The 26,426-nt window shown below is 45.9% G+C and carries 15 protein-coding genes and 1 pseudogene; 2 read left to right on the plus strand and 14 right to left on the minus strand.

Annotation, left to right across the window (positions count from 1 at the left end; genetic code table 11):
• Window positions 1-72: 72 nt before the first annotated feature.
• The 3 genes from EGV92_RS04170 to EGV92_RS04180 form a co-directional block, all read right to left on the minus strand.
• Complete coding sequence (locus EGV92_RS04170) at window positions 73-1,386, minus strand: FUSC family protein (protein ID WP_131667926.1); 1,314 nt, start codon at window positions 1,384-1,386, stop codon at window positions 73-75.
• 67 nt (window positions 1,387-1,453) lie between these two features.
• A complete protein-coding gene (locus tag EGV92_RS04175; RefSeq protein ID WP_131667927.1) occupies window positions 1,454-1,996 on the minus strand; it encodes a dual specificity protein phosphatase family protein in 543 nt (180 codons plus the stop codon).
• 148 nt (window positions 1,997-2,144) lie between these two features.
• Window positions 2,145-3,566 carry a glutamate synthase subunit beta gene (locus EGV92_RS04180; RefSeq protein ID WP_131667928.1) on the minus strand — a complete coding sequence of 474 codons (1,422 nt, stop codon included), beginning with the start codon at window positions 3,564-3,566 and terminating at the stop codon, window positions 2,145-2,147.
• Here EGV92_RS04180 and EGV92_RS04185 point away from each other — a divergent pair.
• Window positions 3,547-3,786: a hypothetical protein gene (locus tag EGV92_RS04185; protein WP_131667929.1), complete on the plus strand. Its 240-nt coding sequence runs from the start codon at window positions 3,547-3,549 to the stop codon at window positions 3,784-3,786. The genes EGV92_RS04180 and EGV92_RS04185 overlap by 20 nt on opposite strands.
• Window positions 3,787-3,953: 167 nt before the next feature.
• On the opposite strand, the gene gltB is transcribed toward EGV92_RS04185, so the two are convergent.
• From gltB to EGV92_RS04230, 9 genes and pseudogenes are all read right to left on the minus strand, one after another.
• Window positions 3,954-8,417, minus strand: coding sequence for a glutamate synthase large subunit (gene gltB, locus EGV92_RS04190; RefSeq protein ID WP_131667930.1), 4,464 nt, complete (start codon window positions 8,415-8,417; stop codon window positions 3,954-3,956).
• Window positions 8,418-9,153: 736 nt separating this feature from the next.
• Entirely contained in the window at window positions 9,154-10,284 is a 1,131-nt protein-coding gene (locus EGV92_RS04195) for a hypothetical protein (RefSeq protein WP_131667931.1), read from the minus strand.
• Between the two features lie 454 nt (window positions 10,285-10,738).
• Window positions 10,739-11,878: a 3-dehydroquinate synthase gene (aroB, locus tag EGV92_RS04200; RefSeq protein WP_131667932.1), complete on the minus strand. Its 1,140-nt coding sequence runs from the start codon at window positions 11,876-11,878 to the stop codon at window positions 10,739-10,741.
• A 275-nt stretch (window positions 11,879-12,153) separates the two neighbouring features.
• A pseudogene (aroK, locus tag EGV92_RS04205) lies at window positions 12,154-12,663 on the minus strand (shikimate kinase AroK); the annotation flags it as partial.
• A 171-nt stretch (window positions 12,664-12,834) separates the two neighbouring features.
• Window positions 12,835-15,096 (minus strand): type IV pilus secretin PilQ, encoded by a 2,262-nt coding sequence (locus EGV92_RS04210; protein ID WP_242678595.1) that lies wholly within the window; start codon window positions 15,094-15,096, stop codon window positions 12,835-12,837.
• 114 nt (window positions 15,097-15,210) lie between these two features.
• A complete protein-coding gene (locus EGV92_RS04215; RefSeq protein ID WP_131667935.1) occupies window positions 15,211-15,747 on the minus strand; it encodes a pilus assembly protein PilP in 537 nt (178 codons plus the stop codon).
• Window positions 15,747-16,496: a type IV pilus inner membrane component PilO gene (locus EGV92_RS04220; RefSeq protein ID WP_131667936.1), complete on the minus strand. Its 750-nt coding sequence runs from the start codon at window positions 16,494-16,496 to the stop codon at window positions 15,747-15,749. Before EGV92_RS04220 ends, EGV92_RS04215 begins: the two co-directional genes overlap by 1 nt.
• Window positions 16,493-17,155 carry a PilN domain-containing protein gene (locus EGV92_RS04225; RefSeq protein ID WP_131667937.1) on the minus strand — a complete coding sequence of 221 codons (663 nt, stop codon included), beginning with the start codon at window positions 17,153-17,155 and terminating at the stop codon, window positions 16,493-16,495. The genes EGV92_RS04220 and EGV92_RS04225 overlap by 4 nt, the downstream gene beginning before the upstream one ends.
• Window positions 17,155-18,210 (minus strand): pilus assembly protein PilM, encoded by a 1,056-nt coding sequence (locus EGV92_RS04230; protein WP_131667938.1) that lies wholly within the window; start codon window positions 18,208-18,210, stop codon window positions 17,155-17,157. Before EGV92_RS04230 ends, EGV92_RS04225 begins: the two co-directional genes overlap by 1 nt.
• Window positions 18,211-18,395: 185 nt before the next feature.
• Between EGV92_RS04230 and EGV92_RS04235 the strand changes: the two genes are divergently transcribed.
• Entirely contained in the window at window positions 18,396-21,074 is a 2,679-nt protein-coding gene (locus EGV92_RS04235; RefSeq protein ID WP_131667939.1) for a penicillin-binding protein 1A, read from the plus strand.
• Window positions 21,075-21,302: 228 nt separating this feature from the next.
• Here EGV92_RS04235 and EGV92_RS04240 read toward each other — a convergent pair whose 3' ends face one another.
• Both EGV92_RS04240 and rpoC read right to left on the minus strand, forming a co-directional pair.
• Window positions 21,303-21,836 carry a DUF6586 family protein gene (locus EGV92_RS04240; RefSeq protein WP_131667940.1) on the minus strand — a complete coding sequence of 178 codons (534 nt, stop codon included), beginning with the start codon at window positions 21,834-21,836 and terminating at the stop codon, window positions 21,303-21,305.
• 161 nt (window positions 21,837-21,997) lie between these two features.
• Window positions 21,998-26,233 (minus strand): DNA-directed RNA polymerase subunit beta', encoded by a 4,236-nt coding sequence (gene rpoC / locus EGV92_RS04245; protein WP_131667941.1) that lies wholly within the window; start codon window positions 26,231-26,233, stop codon window positions 21,998-22,000.
• Window positions 26,234-26,426: the final 193 nt, after the last annotated feature.

Below are 26,426 nucleotides of genomic sequence, written 5' to 3' on the forward strand. Positions count from 1 at the left end.
ACCTACTTGACCCATCATATCCAAGCTGTCTCTTCTGCTATTAGGGTCTATTTACGGCCTATCAAATTCGCCCTAAACATCTATATCACTCTCACCACCTTGAGCATTGATGCGGCGCTGCTCACGGCGTTGATAGCGAAGTCCAGAGGCAGCAAACCACTTGGGCTTGGTCTGCTGCAACAGGTCGCTTAAGCTTTGAAGCTGTGACTGCAAGTTCTGGGTGAGCCAGAAGTAGCCTTGCCACTCAAAGCTTAGAGCTTGCGTACTTGGATAGGCAGATACTTGTATTCGGGTAATGGGTCTAAACACTTCATCACTTGGGCTTCTGAGTACCGCCGCCATATGGCCCATGGCTTGGGTTAGCTCGTGTTGATAATGCAGCAGCAACTCTCGATTTTCCGAGTCAATCTGCTTGCTTGCCAGCTGATAAGCTGAGGTCATCAGCAAGTCAATGGTACCAATGATATTACGATGGGTTCTCTGGATACTCTCCAGCGTTTGCTGGTCTATCCCCGACTCCCTAGCAGTAGGAGCAAGGTGAGGACGACTGGCCAGCAGACGCTTATTAATCTTTTTAAGCTTTAAGATGACCTCTTCAGCAATGGCTGCTAATTGCTCAGTTTCTAATTCATTCTCCAGATTCATCATCATTGAGGAGTTGAATAATGGTCCTGAGTTTAACGACTGTAATCTTGGCGGTTCTGTGGTCATTGGCTGATATGGTGATGAGATCAAGTGACCGCGCGCTTCGTCTTCTTTTGATAAGACTATCTTGTCTCTGAGGTTCAACGGGGTAGCAACTTTGGTATAAATCTCGGCACAGGCATCAAGATTATTAGCAAGTAAAAAACGCCACATCAGTGTCGACTTGAGTGGCAATATTAAGGTCGCAGCGACAGCCACTAGAGTACCTATCAACACATTCAAAGCACGAAACATCCCGTCCTCTCCAATGCTGCTGGTACTCGATATGATCATACACATGGTAAGCCCTGTGAGCATCCCCATATAGCCGAGTTGGCGAATTGCAAAGTAACCAATCATGCCACTAATAAGACCAATGAGCAGATAATACAGCCACAGATACCCTCCGAGACCATGACTAAGCCACAGTAAGACTAAGCCGATAATGATGCCTAATATCGTACCTAAAACTCGTTCTTTTGCTTTGGCATAAATTGCGCCTTGGTATTGTAATAACCCCAAGATCACAAAGACGGTCATTGCCGTCCATTCACCATGGGGCAACTGCGTTATTCTATTAATAAGTAAGGCCGTAACTACCGCCACACCAATACGTATGGCATGCAGAATATTGGCATGATGATAGCGGGCGTAAGGCTCAATAAATGGTGCAATTATTTGCTGCCACAACGGTTTATTCATAATTAACTTATCAATGATTGCTTAATGTAATATTGGATAGCATCGCCGCATCATCGGCGTTAAGTAGCTACGGACGCAGATGTGCCAACTCACGCTTTACCTCGTTTACCTCTTTATCGTCTAGTAGACTTACAAGGTTAATCCAAAAACTATGGAAGCCATATTCCCCATCCACCATCTCAGCTTTGGCAGCCTCAATCGACCAACGCTGATAGATAATCCGGTACATAGCGACGACAATTCCAGTGCGATCTGAGCCATGATAGCAGTGCACTAAGACCGATTTTTGCGCACTATGCAGCTGCTCAATATGCCACAGTATAGCAGCCAACCGCTTAGGAGAGACATACCAAGTCATCAGCGGATGATTATATAACTCAATATTATGAAGCGTTTTTAGATGTGCTTCATTGTCATTACGATCAAAAAATCGTAGATTAATAATGGCATCTATCCCATAAGTCGTCAGTAGGTGTGACTCGCAGGCGTGAAGCTGCTCACTACGATATAGTTGGCTATCAACGCGATATAAGTTAGCTCGTGGGTATAGGGAGGTTGCACGATTGAGTGGTAGTTTTGCTTTATCGAGCGAGGGTAACTCGGTAGCCATATAAGCTTCCTTATTAACTTTAGTAGCTTTAATAGTTACAATAACGTAAGTGCATATGATTAAGACTTTAAACTCTGTCGAAACAAAAAAATAACGCCCTCTAAGCTTAGAAGGCGTTATTTATAGGGGCTAAATCACTATTGTAAAATTAGACATCTAAGAAGTCCAATATACCCTTCGCAGCCTCACGACCTTCCCAAATCGCCGTCACTACCAAGTCTGATCCTCGGACCATATCGCCACCGGCAAAGACCTTGGGATTGTTGGTCTGGAACTTAAATTCTTGCTGCTCTGGTGCTACCACTCGGCCGGCATTATCCATCTCTATCTGCTGAGACTCAAACCAGTCGGCAGGACTTGGGCGGAAACCAAAAGCCATAATGACCGCATCACATTCGATAATCTCTTCTGAATTCGGGACCGGCTCAGGGCGGCGGCGACCACGATTATCTGGCTTGCCCAGCTGAGTGGTGACCACTTTAACGCCAGTTACCTTACCATTTAGACCTATAATCTCAGTAGGTTGACGATTGAATAAAAACTCCACCCCCTCTTCGCGCGCATTAACTACCTCACGGCGCGAGCCTGGCATATTCTCTTCATCACGGCGATAAGCACAGACGACCTGCTCAGCCCCTTGGCGGATACTGGTTCGGTTACAGTCCATAGCGGTATCACCACCACCGAGCACCACGACTTTTTTGCCTTTAAGGTCGATATACTCGCTTGGGTCTTTTTCCCAATCATTACAGCGATTGACATTAGCGATTAAAAAGTCGAGCGCATCGTACACCCCGTCCAGCTCTTCACCAGCGTAGCCGCCACGCATATAGGTATAAGTCCCCATACCCATAAACACCGCATCGTATTCTGCCATCAGCTCATCGATGCTTATATCTGTACCGACTTCTGTATTTAAGCGAAACTCAATACCCATGCCTTCAAACACCTCACGGCGATTGCGCATGACATCTTTTTCCATCTTAAATTCGGGGATACCAAAGGTGAGAAGGCCGCCGATCTCAGGACGCTTATCAAAGACCACAGGCTTGACACCGTTACGAACCAAGATATCGGCACAGCCAAGGCCAGCGGGTCCAGCACCGATAATGGCTACTTTTTTATCGGTCCAAACGACATCAGACATATCTGGTCGCCAGCCAAGGGCAAATGCGGTATCGTTAATGTACTTTTCGACATTACCAATGGTCACTGCACCAAAGCCATCGTTTAGGGTACAGGCACCCTCACACAGACGATCTTGAGGGCAAACACGGCCGCAAACCTCTGGTAAGGTATTGGTTCGATGACACAGCTCAGCCGCTTGAAATATCTGACCTTCAGTGGCAAGCTTCAACCAGTTGGGAATATAGTTATGAACCGGACACTTCCACTCACAATATGGATTACCACATTCTAGGCAACGATGCGACTGCTGTGCGACTGAGTCGCGATCAAAGGGTTGGTAAATCTCGACAAATTCAGTCGCCCGAGTGACCACATCTTTTTTGGTTGGCTCCATCCGCGGCACGTCTAAAAACTGAAAATTGTTGTGTAAGCGTTTTGCCATCTCGATATTTTCTCCTAAAGTGAGCGGTGGTCAGGGGGATTATCTTAGCGACCTAATATTTGCGGCTGCCATTTGGGCCAAAAAAGAAGCGATTAATAGCGTATGCTCTACTAGTACCCATACCCTAGTAGGATATTCATCCTCAATCGCCAATATTGTCTCAGCGATGAGCGCTAATCGCTCAATTCTTGATTGCTCTCCTGCCACACACCTGCCGTGAGGGTTATCTGTTAACTGCGCCTAAGACCGAACTGACACTAACTACCTTGCCAGTCTTAAACCGCGAAAATGTCTTGTTGCTTGCTTGGCTATGCGCCCTCATCGTCATATGAACTTTGTGGTTCAACTATCACTATTCGGGACGTCTCATAGCCAATCCTCAAGCTCTTACTGCGGGTCTGCCATAGTACTCTTGAGCAACGAGGCAATATTGGCCGCTTTTGGTTTGACCAAATAGAACTTACGTGCGTAATGCTCAAAGTCGGCTAAGATAATCTGCCCCCAAGCACTACCTGTCTTCTCCACGTGCGTCTCAATGATCTGCTGTAAGTAAATCCGGTGCTCCTCGGTCTGCTCATTCGAGATTCTATTGAGGTCGATAAGCTCATGATTACAGCGATCAAAGAAGTCACCCTCTAGGTCTAGTACATAAGCAAAACCACCGGTCATACCCGCGCCAAAGTTCAGACCTGTGCGGCCCAATACAGTAATCACGCCGCCTGTCATATACTCACAGCAGTGATCCCCTGTTCCTTCAATGACAGCATGGACGCCGGAATTACGAACACCAAAGCGCTCACCTGCTGTACCAGCAGCATAAAGCTTGCCGCCCGTCGCTCCATATAGGCAGGTATTACCGATGATAGCGGTCTCTTGAGTAGCAAAAACAGAGTCCTTAGGTGGATAAATAACGATCTCGCCACCTGCCATACCTTTACCCACATAGTCATTGGCATCGCCTTCAAGCTCGATATTTAGACCACCGGCATTCCAAACGCCCAAGCTTTGACCTGCCGTACCCGTCAGATGCAGACGAATAGGCTTATCGCTCATACCAAGGTTACCCCATACTTGAGCAATCTCGCCAGAGATGCGTGCACCAATAGAGCGGTCACAGTTACCAATGTAATAGCTAAAGTCACCGCCTGTACCTTGACGAATCGGCTTAATCATATCGGTAATCATCTGCTCAGCCAGCAGCCCTTTATCAAATGGCGTATTACGCTCAACTTGACAGGTCTGAGCTTTACCGACACTGGCTGGATGACTGAATAATAATGGTGAGAGATCAAGATGACGCTGCTTCTCAGTATAGCCATCAATGACCTCCAGCAGGTCAGTACGACCGACCAGCTCTTCCATAGTGCGAACCCCTAGCACAGCTAGCCATTCGCGAGTCTCAGTGGCCACAAACTTAAAGAAGTTAATGAGCATCTCTGCTTCACCAATGAAATGCTCATCACGAAGCTGAGCCTTTTGCGTAGCCACACCTGTTGGACAGTTATTCAGGTGGCAGATTCTTAAATATTTACAGCCTACTGCGATCATCGGAGTAGTACCAAAGCCGAAACTCTCTGCCCCCAATATCGCAGCTTTTACCACATCAAGACCAGTCTTGAGGCCACCATCTGTTTGGATACGGACTTTATCGCGAAGACCATTGACTCGAAGAGACTGATGCGCCTCAGCCAGCCCCAGCTCCCAAGGTGAGCCAGCATGATGGATTGAGGATAGTGGCGAAGCCGCTGTACCACCATCATAGCCTGAGATGGTAATAAGGTCGGCATAAGCCTTGGCAACGCCAGTTGCAATCGTTCCCACACCTGGACGCGACACCAGCTTAACCGATACTAGCGCTTCTGGATTGACTTGTTTTAGATCAAAGATAAGCTGCGCTAAATCTTCAATAGAATAGATATCATGATGCGGTGGCGGTGAAATCAAGGTCACACCTGGTACTGAGTAACGCAGGCGAGCAATTAGCGCATTTACCTTACCACCAGGTAGCTGACCACCTTCACCAGGCTTGGCCCCTTGGGCAACTTTAATCTGCATGACCTGTGCGGATCGTAGGTACGCGGGTGTTACACCAAAGCGTCCTGAGGCGACCTGTTTGATCTTAGAGTTACGCATTGTACCGTAGCGCACTGGGTCTTCGCCGCCCTCACCAGAGTTTGAGCGACCGCCAATGGTATTCATTGCCATCGCGATTGATTCATGAGCTTCTGGTGACAAAGCACCAAGCGACATACCCGCTGAGTCAAAGCGCGGTAAGATCTTCTCAATACCTTCGACTTCTTCAATATCGATGCCTTGGTCCGCTTTAAGTTGTAGCAAGTCACGTAAGGTAGCAATCGGTCTGGTATTGACCAAGTTGGCATACTCGCGATAATTGTCGTAGTTACCCGTCCGCACGGCTGTATGTAGCGTTCGAATCACATCGGGGTTAAAGGCATGGTATTCTTTGTTGAAGACGAACTTTAGTAAGCCGCCTTGATCAATTGGGACACGGCGCTTAAAGGCATTAGCAGCTAATATAGCTTGGTCTGCAGCTAAATCGCTAAAGCGTGCACCTTTGATTCGGCTTTGCACCCCTTTAAAGCATAAATTAACGATTTCTTCTGATAGCCCGACCGCTTCAAACAACTGCGCGCCGCGATAAGAGACGATGGTTGAGATGCCCATTTTTGATAAGATTTTTAATAGGCCCTTATCCAGACCCTTTCTAAAGTTAACTCGAGCTTGAATCGGATCGCCGAGTAGCTCGCCAGTAGCGACCAAGTCTTCAATGACGTCGTAGGCCAGGTAAGGATAGACGCAGGTGGCCCCAAAGCCGATCAACACCGCTACTTGATGCGAGTCACGAGCCAGCCCCGTCTCAATGATTAGGTTAGCATCGGTTCGTAGGCCTTGTTCGATCAGATAATGATGAACCGCACCGGTTACTAAAATAGCATTCGCAGGTACTTTACCCGCTTCAATCGCCTTGTCAGACAAGATAATGAGGGTTTTGCCAGCACGAATTTGGGCTTGAACTTGCTGACAGATAGCTTTGATGGCGTCTTCAAGCGGGGTATTGATATCGTAGTTTAGGTCGATGCGCACTGATTCAAATAAAGGATCGTCTAGCGTCTCTAACTGTGCCATCTTACTGGCTGACAAGACTGGTGAGGCTAAGACAATACGATGGGCATCTCTAGAGGTTGGCTTAAAGACATTAGTCTCAGCGCCAAGACAGGTTTGTAGTGACATGACGATTGATTCACGTAACGGATCAATCGGCGGATTGGTCACCTGCGCGAATTGCTGGCGGAAGAAGTCAGCCACATGACGGACTTGCTTAGACAAGACGGCCATAGGTGTATCATCACCCATGGAACCAACAGGCTCTTGACCATTCTCAGCATTTGGCCGAATAATCTCGGTACGCTCTTCATTGGTGATGTTGAACATCTTTTGTAGCGCTTTTAGCGGCTCACCTTTGATAGCCTTCTCCGCTAGCTGCTCTTCTAGGCGTTCATTATCACGGACTCGAGTGGCTTCCTCACGCAGCCACTTACGATACGGGTGCGCCTTCTTCAGTAACGTTGCAATGGCTTTGGTATCAAGGATTTGACCCGTTAAGGTATCGACCACTAACATTTGACCGGGACCGACTCGGCCTTTTGCCAAGACATCTTTTGGCTCGTAGTCCCAAACTCCGACCTCGGACGCCACAGTGATGTAGCCATTCTTAGTCGTGACCCACCGTGAGGGCCGCAGACCATTACGATCAAGCATACAGACCGCATAGCGACCATCTTGGATCACTAATCCTGCCGGACCGTCCCAAGCTTCCATATGCTGTGAATAAAACTCATAAAATGCGCGAAGATCCATGTCCATACTGTCGACATTCTGCCAAGCTGGCGGCACCAGAATAGACATAGCATGGAACAAGCTCATCCCACCAGAGAGTAGCACCTCAAGCATATTATCGAGACTAGAAGAGTCAGAGCCTGTACGATTAACCAACGGGTGTAGCTCACTAAGCTCTGGCAGTTTATCCGACTTAAACTTAGGGGTTCGGGCGACGGACCAGTTGCGGTTACCCGTAATGGTGTTTAGCTCACCATTGTGAGCCAGATAACGAAACGGCTGCGCCAAGGGCCAGCGCGGCAAAGTATTGGTTGAGAAACGCTGATGGAAGACGACAATATGCGACTTCAGGCGCTCATCTTGTAGATCTAAGAAAAAGGCTGGTAAGTCTGATGGCATGACCAAACCTTTATAGATTAAGGTCTGACAGTTGATAGATGTCACATAGAATAATGGATCATCACTAAGACGTTGCTCTGCTTTTTTGCGCGCGACGAATAGTTTACGGTTAAAAGCTTCGGCACTTAGATCATCATCAGCATTCACCATGATTTGCTTGAAGTCTGGTAAAGTCTCGCGGCCAATCTCACCAACGATATCTAAATCTACTGGTACGTCGCGCCAACCTGCAACACTTAACCCTTGAGCTGCAATCTCTTCATTCAAGACCGCTTGGCTGTGGGCAGCTATCTGTGCATCGTCATTGACGAACACCGTTCCTACTGCAAAGTTATCTGCCAAATCAAACTCAAGTTCTGCGGCGATAGCGCGAAAAAATGCTTCAGGCTTAGCCAATAGTAAGCCACAACCATCGCCTGTCTTACCGTCAGCAGCGACGCCGCCTCGATGGGTCATACAACTTAGGCTATGAATAGCCGTCTTGACCAAATCATGGCTAGCAATACCCTCAATATGGGCAATTAAACCAAATCCACAGTTGTCAGAAAAGTCTTCCGGAGTGGCTAGATGCTGGTGCTTAGAAATCATTGACATCGCTTGTCCTTTTTAGTGGGCCGCCAGATAACCCACCAGCATTGGGTGTGAGTTATCTAGATCGCAGTTAGAACGGGCTAGTGGGTAGAGTATTGAGCAAATTTATGGATACAACTGTACAAGCTGATATTAATAACGGTACAGAGTAGACCGATTAGCACCTTATTCGTAGTCTGGCTGGTAACAGAAGCATAATCTTCGAAGCAGGATTTCTCAGCTTTGACAAAAAGGCAGATTAAGCTGTTGTATGGTTCAACTACGCTAGGTTAGCGATGGCCGATGCGTCATGCTTTTTACCGGGTCAAGAATCTAGCGAAGGTGTCAGATAAGTCTACGGGTCTAATGATAAAGATATCGTCCTAAATTTGGCGATATACAAGCCCAGTGTTATTCGTCTCATGACTGAGCCGTTGGTTAAAACGCTAACGAATAAGAATCCGAGTGGTCAAACTTTGGTAATTAAAACCTAGCAGCTCAAAACAAACCAGAGTGAATTACCACAAGTGGTCAATGTTATAAATGCTTATCATTATAACTAAACGAAATACTTACCATAAATCTACTGAACATCACCCATAGTCATATTAGACAATGCCTGCGAAAAAATCCAGTCTTATTTACTACCATATTCTCCACTATTAGTATGCAATAGCAGCTATTTTAGGCCAATGATACCCTGAGACCAGCCAAAGACATTATGGGTGTCCATTTGATTATCACTCGTTTCTAGCGACTTTTAGTTGCTTTTCTCTTCGATTAGCGCCTTGATAGGGTCAGTACCCGTTGCGGCTGCATTATTATTGCTCTCTTTATTATTGCCGCCTTTGGCTTGATTCTTATTATTGCTCTCGGCTTTAGGAGCTGGTTCTTTTTTATTGGCTACTGAGCTGTCTGCAGTCGATTTTTTATCCGTCGCCTTATTGTTTGCAGAGCTGCCACCACTATTGTCTACCGTTGATTGACTGCTTGAACTATCACTTCTAGAGGTATCATCATTGACCACTCGCTGCTCATTGACGACTAATGTTTTAGAAGCATCTCCTGATTGGCGAATGCTCTGATTATTATTGGCGCTGGCTGAGACCTGATCATTATCTGAGCGACTGTTAGTCGAATTATCAGCACTAGAATTACTCAAGTCGTTATTTGATTCATTATTATCCTGTGAGCTTGTTGGCGCAGCTCTTCTACGAACGGGGACTTCACGGCGAGTCGGTTGCAGATTTACCTTGCGATTGCGCTTAGTATCCAAGTCTACGACGGGTGCAGCCAACTCATAACTGTCAATAATATTGACATAGCGATTGAACTCTTCAGGAATAACCCGAACATTGGGCGGCAGTCCAAAGTCAATAAGCTTGGCAGCGCCATTCGCTTCTTGGGCACTACTCATAATCCCATAGGTCAGCATATAACGAAGCTGATTATTATCATCTCGGTAACGGAAGTAGGCAAACTTACTGCGATCTTCACGCCCTAATAGGTAGTCAACGATCACATCATTTTCAGCCACATTCATCACTTGAACGGTCCATTTGCCCTTATTAGCAATTAAGAAACTCTTATCTTTAAACTCGTCAGGATAGTCGCGTAAGTCACGTACCATCGCCGAAAAGTCGATAGGCTGGACGTCGGCATCTAGCTCGTGTAGCGATTCGATTTTGGTCGGTTGCACGATATCGCTAGCAGCGCTTGCATTGGCAGTAATCGGCTCATTCTCTATCTGAGCGTGAGCTGCTGGTGTCTTGGCAAACATCCAAACCAAGGCTGTCACAACACCAAGCAATAAGGTCATCAATAGCCAAATCAACGCATACCGGCGATACGCCTTAGTAGCAGGGCGAGAAGAAGGGCTTATGGCGGCCATGATATTTCCTTAATGAGATTTAGTACTACACCAGCTTTATATCAAAAATGTGCAGAGTAGCCTATGAGATTCAATGAGTATTTTGAGGATTTGTTACTGATAGCGCTGTTGCTAAGAGCCTTACTATTAAGAATCCTGTTGTTAAGAACCCTTTTGTGACAAAGTATCGAGATATAGTTTACTCGCTATCTCAACCAAAGCAAGGTAGAGAATCGCAGGTAACCTATTATCCTAGACAACCAGCTCACTACTATCAGTAAATCATATCGAGTAAGCGCCAACCATGGTACAGGACTACTATTAATTGGCACAGGACTACTGTTAATTTATGAGCTATTATTAATTCACGAGCTATTATTGCCTATTAAGAAATGGCAGTAGTACTGCTACTCGGACTGCGTTACTGTTAAACTACTACTAAAATTTCATAGTCTAACTACGTTATAAATCCGTTTTAACCATGCTCAGACCCATTTTCAGGAGCGTGATCATACTCACTTCCACTCCCAAGCTTAGGGCTATTATCAGTCAATACTGAGTGCAATAGTTGCGGCGAAAAATCATCCGTCACCAAAGCTTCCCCAAGCGACTTTAAAAGGATAAGTCGAATCTGACCGCCTTTGACTTTTTTATCATGGCTCATCAGCTCAAGCGCAGTATTGAGCGCTATAGGCGGTGGTAGGATAGGCAGCTCAGCGGCTAGCAATAATCGCTCGATACGCTGGACATCGGCAATACTTATCCAACCAAGACGCTGCGATAGCTTAGCGGCCTGCACCATACCAGCAGCAACAGCCTCACCATGTAGCCATTTGCCATAACCCTCATGGGTCTCAATCACGTGACCAAAAGTATGACCAAAGTTCAATAAAGCTCGCCTGCCCGCTTCACGCTCATCTTCGGCTACCACCTGTGCCTTAAATTCGCAGCAGCGTTTTACCGCTTCACCAATCAATGTCAAATCCAGACGCATCATCGCTGCCATATTGGCCTCAAGCCAGCTTAAGAAGTCTATATCCATGATTAGGGCATACTTTATAACCTCTGCCATACCGGCCGATAGTTCTCTTTTGGGCAGAGTTTGCAGTGTGGCCATATCTGCCAATACCATCTGTGGCTGCCAAAAGGCGCCAATCATATTTTTACCCTTAATATGATTAATGCCTGTCTTGCCACCTACGCTAGAGTCTACTTGGGCCAATAAAGTAGTAGGAATTTGAATAAAATTCACCCCGCGCATAAAGCTGGCTGCGGCAAAGCCGGTCATATCACCAATCACACCGCCACCTAAAGCCACTAGCGTTACATCACGGCTAAAGTGCTCATCCATCAGTACATCATAAATTTGGTTGATACTATCTTGCGTCTTAAACGCTTCGCCGTCTGGCAAAATACAGACCGCTACCGTGAACTGCTGCTCAAGATCCTGTTTTAGAGGCTGTAAATATAAAGGCGCGACTGTATCATTGGTAACAATCAAGACTTGATTGCCCTTGATATAAGGCGTTATTTGCGCCGCCATATCGGTCTGGCGGCTTATAACAATGGGGTAGTCATGAGAATGCGTATGAACGGTTAACCCTTGAGCTAGCATGACAGTATCCTTCGTTATTTACGATCTTGTGAAATAGATGTTGTAAAATAGGTGTAGAATAAAAATAGATAGATAAAGCAATGAATAGAGAGTCAAGCTTAAGACAGATGACTGACTGGTTGCAAACAAGATCACCCTTTAAGCTAGTCTTCATGATGGAAGCTATTGCCAATAGAACCACCATCATCAAGGCCGCCCACACCTAGCTCTGTGCTATTGCTGACAGCATTTGTATGCTCAGACTGGTTATTCGTATTACAGCTTGCCAAAGGCTTTAACTGCTCAATCAGCTCAGTGACCATGTGCCGAGGATAGGTGTGGCCTGTGGGTAGAATGATATCTGCCACTTCACGATACAGCGGGTCCCTAAGCGCATAAAGCTTCTGTAGGACCTGCCTCGGGTTTGGCTGCTGAAGTAATGGCCGCGATTTATCTTTTGCCGTTCGAGCCATCTGCACGTCCACTGGGGCATTCAGATAGACAACAATGCCACGCTCTTTAAGCATATGGCGATTGATACTGCGCATCACAGCACCGCCACCAGTTGCCATAACAATACCAGGGCGCAAGGTCAGCTCATCTAGTGCCTTCGTCTCGCGCTCGCGAAAGCCATCCTCGCCTTCTTTATCGAATATCCACGCAATATCGGCGCCCGTTTGTGCTTCAACAAACCAGTCGCTATCTACAAACTCGCGCTGCAAGTGCTTTGCTAATAACCGGCCCACGGTCGTTTTGCCTGCGCCCATTGGACCCACCAAAAATACCGAAGGTAACTCTTGCCACATAGTTTTTACTCAAATAAATTGCCCATCATACAATGTCCAACTTTTGAAGGCTAGTCATGCTTTGATTTGTCAGTCAGCTATAGGGTACTATAAATCAAAAGTCGCTGATAATTAAAGCTTAAAAAAGCAAGCGATAACGCTTGCTTTTGGTTGAGCTGTACCTCACTTAGATTAGTTCAGTCGGCTGATGCCATCATTGATGAGTTTTGGCGTGATAAAGATAAGCAGCTCTTGCTTATCGTTGGTTTGGCGATTGTTTCTAAACGCGCGGCCAATATAAGGCAAATCTCCTAAGAATGGTACTTTACTGACCCCATTAGATATCTGATTTTTAAAGATACCACCCAACACTACTGTCTGACCATCTTCCACAATAACATTGGTATTGATAGAGTCCTCAGCAATAGCAACCGAGCCATTGATAACCGTCGGTGTACCATTAGTAATATTCAGTGCTAAACCAATTTTACCATCTGGCGTAATGTTCGGCGTGGCCTCAAGGCTCAATGCAGCCTCTCTAAAGCTGGTTGACGTTGCGCCACTAGCCGACGCTTCTTGATAAGGAATCTGCGTTCCTGATGAGACTCTTGCTGTCTGCTTATCTGCTGTCAGCACTTTAGGCGTGGAGATGACCTCACCGCGGTTGTCCGCTTGCATAGCAGACAACTCTAAATCTAACATCATATCTGACATGCTAAGTAGACCAAAAGCGATTCGACCTGCTGGATTAGCGACGCCAAGATCCACGTTTAAATTATCAGGTCGGCTAATATCATAGTTTGGATAAGAGACTGTCTGACCATTGATCGTAGTGGTTTGAACATTAAAGTCTTTTAAGTCCCATAAGGTCTGGTTGCTACCACCCACCAATAGGTTTCGGTTATTCGCGGCGCCGTTAGATAAGATTCCCCAGCGCACCCCCAGCTCTTTACTAAAGTTGTCTGAAGCACTGACAATCCTCGCTTCAATCATGACTTGACGCACTGGGATATCGATCTTCTCAACCAGCTCATGAATATTTTGAATACTCTCGGACACATCTTTGACGATCAAGGTATTGGTACGCTCATCGATCGTTACCGTACCGCGACTTGACAGTAGGCTACCACTATCTTGCGCATTGCTATTGCCAGAGTTAGAGCCGCGACCCTGCGAGATTAAGTTTAAGATATCTTGCGCTCGAGCATAGTTCAAGCGGATATACTCTGTCCTTAATGGCATAAAGGCTTCTACTGCCTGCTGAGCCTCTAGTTCTTTGGCTTCTTGCTCAGCCAGTTCCGCTGCCGGTGCTACCAAAATAACATTACCATTTTCTCGTTTGGCTAAATTTTTACTTTTAAGGATAATGTCTAAGGCTTGATCCCAAGGTACATTAATCAGTCTTAGGGTAATGTTACCGTTTACTGAGTCACTAGCAACAATATTTAGCTCCGTAAACTGAGCCAAGATATCTAGGACACTGCGAATCTCAACATCTTGAAATTCCATCGATAGTGGCTCGCCAGAGTATTGTTTCTCTTCTAGAGTTGGCTCACGTAGTAGTTCAGGCTCCTTAATACTAATGTTCAGCTGACTGCCCGACTGAAAAGCCTGATAGTCATAGTCGCCAGATAGGTTAATCGTGATAACACCGTTTTGACCCTGATTTTTGGTATCGATGCTATCGACAAGGCTGCCATTCACCGCCAATCGGCGTAGCAATCGCTGTGGTATCGTCGCGCCCGTAATTCTTATGACAAGCCTATTACCCTGACGCTGAACATCTACTGGTAATGCATCATTGGTTAAGTCAATGCTGATATTGCCACCAGCCCCTGCTCCGGCATAATTTAATGCATTAATAGCATCATAGCTATACTGGCTCCCGGTCGTGGAAGCTGCTAGCGAGGGGTTTAATAACGGATTAACCCGCACCACCATAGTCTCAGGAGGGGTGTCTTTCGCAGTCTTATTAGCCTGCGTACTCGACGCCTTCGGTGCCTCCTCGATTGGCGTGACGATAGGTGTGGCAATCACTGGCTCAACAGGGGTAACAGGGGAAGGAGCAGCCTGTGGGTCAGTCATCGTCAGGAGCAACTCATTACCTTGAACGGCACTGGTATAGTCACCATTGCGCTTTAAACCGACAATTAAGCGAGTGGTACTATCATTACTTAAGGTTGTCAGATCATTCACCATACCGACATGGTACTCTTTAAAGCGCTGACTTAGCCCATCTCTAACGTCATTGAAGTCTAGTACCAATCGGCTAGGGTCATCAAGCTGATAGGCTTTTGGTATGACGGGGGTCCCCTCAAAGCCTAAGCGCATCTGAGTGGTACTCGGCGTCGTTTGCACCACAGCGACAGAATTAAGCGTTTGCTCGGCATAAGCAGTGCTACTGATGGCGATCATACTAGCAGTCAAGGCCGAAGCCATGAATTTTGCTGACATTTGGTGATTCACTATTGGCCTCTTAGCGCTTGTAACGTATGGGATGTAGCTTGCAAAATAGCTACTAATAGAGTTTCGAACGGTCATTATTTTATCCTCAAAAATTTCTGCCAACTAGCCTAAAGGAGAGATCAACGATGCTGGCTTTTCGACAAATCCTGCTCGGCTGTCTGGTACAATCTCGATCAAATTAATCTGCGTCGGTGTAATTTCGACTATTCGACCATCGTTAAGCCCAATGTAGTCCCCTACTTTGACGCTAGCTACCGTCCCATCAGGACGCTGAACCAAGCCAAACTGTTGACCTTCAGGGGAAATAATTTGACCACGAAATACCAATGTTGATAGCTCAAACTGCTCAAGCTGCTCTTTTTGGCGGGTCACATCAGGGCGGACCCCTTCGTTATTAACCTGGGTATTCTGAACATTTAATAGACTTGGCGGCATAAATGGACTACGCAGATTGCTCGCACTATAAGTAAAATCCTCAATCACCTCAGTTTTAGGTGGTGGCTCGATGGGCTGAGCACTAGAGTTACGAATATCTTGCATCTGCTGTTGGGCATCTTTTACTCGATCCTTACAGCCACTTAAGACCATAACGCTCATAATGGCTATTAATAGGGCTGGATGCTTAGATAAAATAGTCATCAGTTACCCCCTTCTGTAGTAGCATCTGGCGTAGCTGATTCATTCTCAGCTTCGGTTTGCTTGGCACGATATGTCTTAGTATTAAGCACTAGGTTTAATTCAGGAATGGTGTCCAAAGAAGGCTGAGGGTTACTGACTTCAAAATCATGCATAGTAATAATTCGTGGTAAGGCTGCAAGACCGCTAACAAAAGCACCAAACTGATGATACTCCCCTATGGCCGCGATCCTGATAGGCTGTTCAATAAAGAACTCTTGCTCAACCTCAGGCTCTACCGAGATGTCTTGGAAGCGGATATTACTGCCAACACCAGTCATATTAATACCCTCAACGAGTTCTGATACTCGAGTATCTTTGGGTAGCTGATCTAAGAGCTTGTTGAATTCCGTCTCCATTTGTGTGACTTGAGCCTTATAAGCATCTAAATGCCGTGCTTTTGACTCTTTTTCTCTATAAGTCTCTAATAGCGTGGTTTGTTGCGATTCAGCCGCTTTAATCTCATCAATCTTACTACTGATTGGCAGTGCCCAAGCCAAAGCTGCGATAAATCCGACAATAAATAACAGTACCGTGACTTTAACGACCATCGGCCAGCTGCCATAGTTTTGGGTATCGAGCGATTCAAAACTACGACGAAACTCTTGAATATCAAAAGACTTTCTAGGCGTCTTAGGCGTTTTGGGCGTCTTTTTTAGCTCTGACCGGCCTTTTTTCAGCTCAATCCGACTCTTTTTCTTAGTTAATTTCATGAGGCATCTCCGGGCGCGGCCACCTCAGTAGCCTCTTGTTGTTGCTCCTGATCGGCCGAGCTATGTTGTACCTGAGTGGTCACGACAAATTCAACATAGTTATCTTCTGGATAAGTAGGCCTGCTATCTTCGCTAGTATTCGTAACGCTCTGAGGCGGTGGTGCATAAGCAGAAATGTTCTGTTGAATAGTACGTACCGCAGAGCCGTCCAACCATTCGCTAGCATCTAGATTACGAATAAGACTTGAGACCACGTTGGGGTTGTCTGCTAGTCCCGTTAGAGTAATGGTGTCGCCTTCGCGTTTTAGATTATTGATATACATGGCTGGTGGGATGGCCTTAGGAATATCGTCCCAAATATGGACAGGGATAGGCCGACGTCCTTGCAGATCTTGAATCACTTGAATGCGTGAGATAATATCGCTACGGCGCTCTTCAAGCCCTTCAATCTCTGTTAGCGCAGTATCAAGCTCAGCGTTGCGCTGCTCTATCAGCGAATTGGCATTTTGTTGCTCTGTTAGCTCATTATTAAAGTAGCTCCAAGCGGCAAAGGCAGCCAGTAAAGAGAATAAGGTAACCGCTACTACTAAGGTAATGAACTCTTTATTCTTACGCTCTCGTTCAGCTGCACGCCATGGTAATAAATTAATTCGAGCCATTAGTCAAAGCTCCTTAAGGCCAGCCCACATGCAGCCATAAGCCCAGGTGCATCAATAATTAGCTGTTCATGGTCGATTTGTGGGTCTATAGACATGTTTATAAAAGGATTGGCAATAGAAGTTGGGTTTCCGAGCTTCTGCTGAACCATACCGACCAGTCCTGGGATACTGGCACTGCCTCCGCATAAGACAATATGGTCAACATTATTAAATTGACTCGAAGAAAAGTAGAATTGTAAAGATCGCGTAATTTGTTGGATGACACTGTCCATAAATGGCAGCAGGATATCTTTATAATAATCATCCGGCAGCGTTTGCTCACGCTTATTGATTGTCGCCTCTTCAAATGATAGGCCATAGCGACTTTGGATGGCTTCAGTCAACTGACCACTACCAAAAAGCTGCTCACGGCTATATACAAACTCGCCATCACGGGCGACGTAAAGTGTGGTCTGGGTATGACCAATATCTACTAAGGCTACCAGCTCTGGCTGGTTGGGTATATTATCCACCATCAAGGCAAATGCTCGCTCAATCGCATGCGACTCAATGTCCATAACTTTAGTGGTCATGCCACCAAAGGTCATTGCATCCACTCGCTGCTCCACATTCTCAGAGCGAGAGGCCGCTAACAGTACTTGCACCATGTCATCACTGAGTACCGAGGGACCTATCACCTCAAAGTCAAGATTGACTTCAGATAATGGGTAGGGAATATATTGATCAGCATCCAAGCGAATTTGAGCATCACGCTCAGAATCTGTTAGCGTGGCATCCATATCGATGATTTTAGTAATAACAGCAGACCCTGTCACCGCAGTGGCCACATCTTGACCCGCGACCTGACAACGCTTCGCTAGCTTAGCGACCACCTCGCCTACTGCTTCAGGATCAACGATTAACTTATCCACTACCGTACCGGGCGTTAACCGCTCTATACCGTACGACTTCAAGTAAAAAACCCCTTGCTGTCGTTTTATGTTGACTAGTTTTGCAGAAGTTGCACTGACGTCGACACCGACCAAATGATGTCTTTTAGAAGAAAATAGTCTCACAGACTCTATTCCTTATCACCTTGATTTAGGTAGTTATTGTAATAAAGATATACAATACGTTACTTGATAGTGAGATTCAAGATGGCAAATTTACTTTTTAAGTAGTTATACATTTTTGTACGGTGAATTATTTCCGTTCAAGGTATAATATATGCTTAATTAAAACCAACTCGAATTTGCTCGTTATGCCCATAAAACCTTCTTCAGCTCGCCTGCTTCATTTTTTCATTGGTCTACTTATTGCTGGTTTAGCACTAACGCTAATTTTGCTCTTAGCAGTACCTATCGGCTTTTACGCTATGGCCATGTATCTTGCGCCATCACTGCCTAGTGTCAATGAAATTAAGACGGCTAACCTTGAGATGCCTCTACAAGTGTACAGCCGTGATGATAAGCTCATCGGTCAGTACGGCAATCGAATCTCACTTCCTGTAGCCTATGATCAAATTCCAGAAGATATGATTCATGCGTTCTTAGCAGCAGAAGATTCCTCTTTTTTTGAGCATAGTGGCATTAGTATTAAAGGTCTTGGACGCGCGGTAACTGAAGTGGTGACTGATGATGAGGGTCAGACCGGCGGATCAACCATCACCATGCAGGTCGCCAAAAACTACTTCTTAAGCTCCGAGCGCACCATTAATCGTAAACTGACCGAGCTATTTCTGGCTCGAAAAATAGAAGATGAGTTGAGCAAAAATGAGATTTTAACCTTATATGTGAATAAAATCTATCTCGGTGAAGGGGCTTATGGCATTCGAGCGGCAGCAAAAAAGTATTATAGTAAATCACTTGAAGATCTCAGTATCGCGCAAATAGCCATGCTCGCTGGCCTGCCCAAGGCCCCATCGAAGTACAATCCAGTCGCCAATCCACAGCGAGCCTTAACGCGGCGCAACTGGATTATTGGTCGAATGTTGGCTCTTGGCTATATTACTCAGCAGCAGCATGATGAAGCAGTCGCAGAGCCAATAGGTCTACACATTTATCAAGAAAAGCTTGATGTTAATATGCCCTACCTCGCTGAAATGGCACGCTATGCTCTGGTTAACCGCTATGGTGAACAGGTCATCAATAGTGGTTGGCGAGTCAAGCTAACGGTCGATAGTAATACCCAGCAGCAAGCAGAATCCGCCATATTAAAGGGGCTGATGGATTATGATAGACGCCATGGCTGGCGCGGTGCTGAAGCCAACGATGAGCCACTAAAGAACTTTCGCCGCTATGGCAATATGTATCCTGCTAAAGTGAACAAAGTACAATATCGAAGCTTTGAGGCTGAGCTACCGGACGGCAAGAACGTCACCGTAAATTGGTCAGGGATGAGCTGGGCTAAAAAGTATTATAGCACCAATCGTGTCGGTGGCTATCCCAATACCGCTAGAGAGATTGTCTCAGTCAATGATATCGTTCGGCTTATGCCCTCAGACGATGGCAAACAATGGCGTCTGGTTCAGGTACCAAAAGTAGAAGGTAGTCTGGTGTCGCTAAACCCAGAGTCAGGCGCCGTCAATGCACTAGTGGGCGGCTTTGATTTTACCCACAGTAAGTTTAACCGTGCTCTGCAAGGGTGGCGTCAGCCTGGTTCGACCATTAAACCGCTAATCTATACTGCGGCATTAGAAAAAGGCTATAGCCCTGATAGTATTGTCTCTGATCGACCTTTAAAGGTGGGAAGCTGGGAGCCTAAGAACTCAGATGGCCGATTCTATGGTGATATTACGCTACGCCGTGCCCTATACCTATCGCGCAACTTAGTCTCTATCCGCTTGCTGCGCTCCGTAGGCATTACTGACGCGCGAAACCTTTTAGATCAGTTTGGCTTGGACAAAGAAAAGCTACCAACCACGCTCTCATTGGCGTTAGGTGCTGGTCAAGCAACGCCGCTGCAGATGGCGACTGCCTATGCTACCTTTGCCAATGGTGGTCACCGCATCCAGCCTTACTTCATCGAACAAATCTATGACTTTGATAATAACTTATTATTCCAGGCCAATCCGCAACAGGCCTGCGCGCTTTGCTTCAACAATAAGCTAGAAAAACTCAACGAAGCTCAGAAAAAGGCCTATCAAGAGTCACTCGATAAAGCCAATAATCCGCAAGCGACCGATAAAGAAGCCACAAAGCCAGAAGAGACGAGTAATAGTGACAGTCCAGATAATGAACAGGCTGATAGCGCTACTGAAGAAAGCAAAACTACTGAAGACTTGACCATCTATACTGCGTCACCAGCGGTAGATCGGCTGCATGCTCCTCTCACCCAGTATCAAGCAGCAACGCAAGCACCGAGAATATTATCAGCTTCTACAGCCTACCAAATGGCTGGAATTTTACGCGATGTGGTTCAACGCGGTACTGCTACTCGAGCAAAAGTATTAGGTCGTAATGATATCGGTGGCAAGACAGGGACGACTAACGACTATAAAGACGGCTGGTTTGCAGGCTTTCATCCGACCAATGTGGCTATCGTTTGGTTAGGCTTTGATCAACCTGAAAGCCTTGGCAATCGTGAATATGGTGGCGTGGTCGCCTTACCAGTGTGGATTGACTTTATGAAAGGTCAACTTGAGAATGTGCCGCAGCAATGGGTCTCTTTAAATAATCGCGCCAAGTCTAAAAAGCAAAAACAAGACATATTAGAGGTTACTGATGAAGGGGTAGTCGCTGTAGATAGTGAGACTGGAAAGAAAAAGGCAGCGCCAACGAGTGCCTCGTCTACGCCACCGAAACCAAAAGCACAGCAAAGAGCAGCACCTCCTGAGCCTGACGCTACTCCAACTACATCAGCTGCACCAACGTCAGATAGCGTTCCACAAAACCCACTTAGTGTGACGCCAGTTGATCAAATGCCGCCAATGCCCAATTAATCCCAGCTCGGTTTGATAGCCAACTTGTAGATATTCGCACTGAGTGCCTTATTGGTTAGTATGTGATGATTAATATACGGTGGTTAATATGCGATACTTTATAAGCGTTGGGTAGTATACGGCTATATTCTAAACAAAAAGCAGGCTAAGTTATTGGCCTGCTTTTTTATTTTTCATAGTTAAGCCATAGTTTGACTTATTGCTGATTTATCTTTTTAGCAATAAGCCTTAGTACTCCGCCATGCCGCCGCGCAGCTGATCTATCAATGTCAAAAACTGTTGCCGCCATTCTCTGATAGTTGCCTCATCAGGCAGCCATTGATTCGATAACGTCACAACATTGACAATCAAATCATTACTCCCCTCCTCGCTAGAATGCGGCGTAGCATAGGAAATATCCGGAAAATCTGGCTTTGGCGCATATTGACATCGCTCATAGGCTCTGGTGATCTCGGCCAAGAAGCCGTTTTGCAAGAGCTGCTCTATGCGCTGAATCTCAGGAGAGACTTGAGTACGCTCAGCCAATTTTGCCTTAATAGAAGCTACCGTCGGCTGCGACAGACTAAGACCATAAAAATGGCTAAGCTCTTGAAAAAATGCCAATAGCGCCCCTTGAAGATGGAATATAGCGGTTTCGCATTCACCTTGATACAGCTGCTTATTAGCGGCACTCTCTGCCGCTTTGCACGCCAGACGGCAGAAGTATAATTTCTGATTGGTACGATCTGCTTGGTACTGGGCAACTCGAGTTTTACCTGCCATAGTATTTCCTAGTGGGCTATTGATTACGATATTGGTATGAGAAGTTCGGTATTAAATAAAAAGTTACATAAGAAAGCTAGCCCTATACTATACCTGAATTTTTACTCATAAAAAAAGCCAGCATTAAGCTGGCTTTTTTTAAAGATAAATAATCGAATGGATTACTCAGACTGACTGTCTTGATTAAACTCTTGCGCAAAAGCTTCATCAAAGCGTGAGAAGTCTTTCTTCTCAGGAGTATCACTTAGGTTAAAGGCATCAGCATCAATTTCTGGCTCATTTACCAAGTTTCTTTCTGCCTTATCTTTACGCGTTTTGTGATAAGCAAGACCAGTACCTGCTGGGATTAAGCGGCCCACTACGACGTTCTCTTTTAGACCGCGCAATTCATCGACTTTACCCATAACCGCCGCAGCCGTTAGCACACGAGTGGTTTCTTGGAAGGAAGCGGCAGAGATAAAGCTCTCGGTCGCCAAGCTTGCTTTGGTAATACCTAGCAATTGACGCTCGTACTGAACTGGGAATTTATCTTCTGCTACCAGCTTCTCATTCAGTGCTTCGACATCAGCAAACTCTACTTGGTCGCCTTTGAAGTAGTTGGAGTCGCCGCCATCAGTGATCTCAACTTTACGCAGCATCTGACGAATAATGACTTCGATGTGCTTATCGTTGATTTTTACACCTTGCAGGCGATAAACGTCCTGAACTTCGTTGACGATATAGTTTGCAAGCGCGGTACGACCTTTTAGACGTAAGATATCGTGTGGGTTTTGTGGACCATCAGAGATAATCTCACCACGCTCAACCGTTTCGTTTTCAAAGACGTTAATTTGACGCCATTTAGGGATTAGCTCCTCATGGACCTCACCATCTTCGTTGGTAATCACAAAACGATTTTTACCTTTAGTCTCTTTACCAAAGCTCACGACACCCGTCATTTCAGCCATAATCGCATGGTCTTTTGGACGGCGAGCCTCAAATAGATCAGCAACACGTGGTAGACCACCGGTAATATCTTTAGTTCCTGAAGTCGCTTGTGGTACACGGCCTAAGATAGAACCTGCAGTCACATCTTGACCATCAGAGACACGGATAATCGTCTCAGCAGGTAGGAAGTAGACCACCTCTTTACCGGCATCAGTATTTAGAATAATGGCAGGACGGAGGTCTTTAGCGGTGCTTGGACGATCACGCGTGGCAAGAATCTCAAATGAGCTCATACCAGTCGCTTCATCAAGCTTCACGGTCGCTGTCATACCATCCGTGATATCACTAAAGCGCGCTTTACCAGCGAACTCTGTGATAATTGGATGCGTATGTGGATCCCATTTAGCGATCGTCTGACCACCATCTACTTTTTGGTCATCTTTGACCAAGACACTAGAACCATAAGGTACTTTATAGCGCTCACGCTCACGGCCAAGGTCATCGGCAATACCAATCTCAGCAGAACGAGAGACGATGACTAAGTGACCATCAGCATGTTCCACAGTCTTCATATTATGGAAACGGACTTTACCGGCATTGCGCACTGAAATGCTGTTGTCCACTGATGTCGAGCTTGCTGCACCACCCACGTGGAAGGTACGCATGGTCAACTGTGTACCAGGCTCACCGATAGACTGTGCGGCCATGACGCCCACCGACTCACCAATATTAACCTTATGGCCACGAGCCAAGTCACGACCATAACACTGCGAGCAGACGCCGTGAGCAACCTTACAAGTGATAACTGAACGCACCCAAAGCTCATCGATAGCATTGTTGTTTAACACATCAACCCAATGCTCATCGATCAAAGTACCTGCAGGAACAAGGACTTTATTTTCATCATCGTTATAGGTGACATCTTTTGCAGTCACACGGCCAAGCACTCGATCACCAAGCTTTTCAATGATCTCACCACCTTGGATATGCGGTGTCATGAGCAGACCTTCATCAGTACCACAGTCATCGCTAGTGATCACCAAATCTTGAGCCACATCGACCAAACGACGAGTTAGGTAACCAGAGTTTGCTGTTTTTAGTGCCGTATCTGCCAGACCTTTACGCGCACCATGGGTCGAGATGAAGTACTGAAGTACGGTCAGACCTTCGCGGAAGTTGGCTTTAATTGGCGTCTCAATGATTGAGCCATCAGGCTTAGCCATCAGACCACGCATACCAGCAAGCTGACGAATCTGCGCGGCACTACCACGAGCACCAGAGTCAGACATGATGTAGATAGAGTTGAATGACTTCTGCTCTTCTTCTTCACCTTGCGCATTGGTCACTTTGTCAGTCGCTAGGTTATCCATCATCGCTTTAGCGACTTTATCATTGGTTCGTGACCAGATATCGACAACTTTGTTATAACGCTCACCTGCGGTAACAAAACCTTGCTCAAACTGATCTTCAATCTCACGAACTTCAGCTTCAGCAGCTTCAATAAGCTCTTTTTTGCGTGGTGGAATAACCATGTCTTCGATACCGATAGACACCCCAGATAGCGTCGCTTGAGCAAAACCAAGGTACATCAATTGGTCAGCAAACATAACGCTGTCTTTCACGCCCATTCTACGGTAGCAGGAGTTAATTAGCTTTGAGATGTTTTTCTTAGTCATCTCTTTGTTGCATTCTTCAAACTCCATACCTTTAGGCATGATGTTCCAAATCAGTAGACGACCAGCCACGGTTTCTTTTAGGCTGACTGCTTTTGAAGCATTACCTTCTTCATCAAAAGTCGTTTCAGTGACACGGACTTTGATTTTAGCATTAACATGTAGATCATTTGAGCCAATAGCGCGAAGTGCTTCATTAACTGAAGCAAAGACCATACCTTCGCCTTTGACATTCACTGATGAGCGACTGATGTAGTAGAGACCCAAGACCACATCTTGTGAAGGTACAATAATCGGATCACCGTTCGCAGGTGACAAGATATTGTTGGTCGACATCATTAGTGCTCGAGATTCAAGCTGAGCCTCTAGAGTCAATGGCACGTGAACAGCCATTTGGTCACCATCAAAGTCGGCGTTGAAGGCGGTACAGACTAGTGGGTGCAGCTGAATGGCTTTACCTTCGATCAATACCGGCTCGAACGCTTGCAGACCTAGACGGTGAAGAGTAGGTGCACGGTTAAGCAGCACAGGATGCTCACGAATAACCATCGCTAGCATATCCCACACTTGTGGCTCTTCTCGCTCTACCATCTTCTTCGCCGCTTTAATGGTCGTGGCGATGCCGTGTGACAATAGCTTTGAGTAGGTAAATGGCTTGAATAATTCAAGAGCCATTTTCTTTGGTAGACCACACTGATGAAGGCGTAGAGTTGGACCAACCACGATAACCGAACGACCAGAATAATCGACACGTTTACCCAATAAGTTCTGACGGAATCGACCTTGCTTACCTTTGATCATGTCGGCAAGTGACTTAAGTGGACGCTTATTACTACCAGTGATGGCACGGCCGCGGCGACCGTTATCTAACAGCGCATCGACAGACTCTTGCAGCATACGCTTTTCGTTACGGACGATGATATCTGGCGCATTAAGCTCTAACAAACGCTTTAGACGATTGTTACGGTTAATAACGCGGCGATAAAGATCGTTTAGATCCGATGTCGCAAAGCGGCCACCTTCTAGCGGTACTAATGGGCGTAAATCTGGTGGTAGCACTGGCAAGATAGTCATGACCATCCATTCAGGCTTATTGTTCGAATCACGGAAGGACTCAAGCAATTTTAAGCGCTTAGACATCTTTTTAAGCTTGGTTTCAGAGCCTGTCTGCGGAATCGCTTCACGTAGCTCATCAATTTCAAGATCAATATCAATATCTTTTAGCAAGTCTTGGACGGCTTCAGCACCCATCTTCGCTGTGAACTCATCACCAAACTCTTCAAGCGCTTTATAGTAGTCTTCGTCATCTAACAGCTGATACTTCTCAAGGCTGGTTAGGCCTGGATCAGTCACGATATAGCTTTCAAAGTATAAAACGCGCTCGATATCGCGAAGCGTCATGTCTAACAATAGACCAATGCGGCTTGGTAATGACTTTAAAAACCAAATGTGGGCGACTGGACTGGCCAAATCAATGTGACCCATACGGTCACGGCGTACCTTGGCAGTAGTAACCTCAACGCCACATTTTTCGCAGATAACGCCTTGGAACTTACGGCGCTTGTATTTACCACAAAGACACTCAAAATCTTTTACTGGACCAAAAATTTTGGCACAGAATAGACCATCACGCTCAGGCTTAAAGGTGCGGTAGTTAATCGTTTCTGGTTTTTTGACTTCACCATGAGACCATGACTTGATGGTATCAGGGGAGGCCAGTGAAATTTGAATACTGTCAAACTCACGGTTGCCGTTATTATCGGCAGGGCTTTTCATAATATCGAGTAAATCTTTCAAGCTGCTTCTCCGTTATCTTTATCACCATCTGTATCGGGCTAGCATTCTACTATGCAGCTAGCGGACACCAGAGGACTGAAGGCAATGAATATGAATGAGATAAATAGGCTAAAACTAAGCGGCAATTATGAATAATAAAATCAGCACTTAGTCTTAGCAGTAACAACAATAACTATCTATATAACTATTGGAT

The sequence above is a fragment of the Psychrobacter pygoscelis genome (assembly GCF_004335015.1).
GTDB classification, from domain to species: domain Bacteria; phylum Pseudomonadota; class Gammaproteobacteria; order Pseudomonadales; family Moraxellaceae; genus Psychrobacter; species Psychrobacter pygoscelis.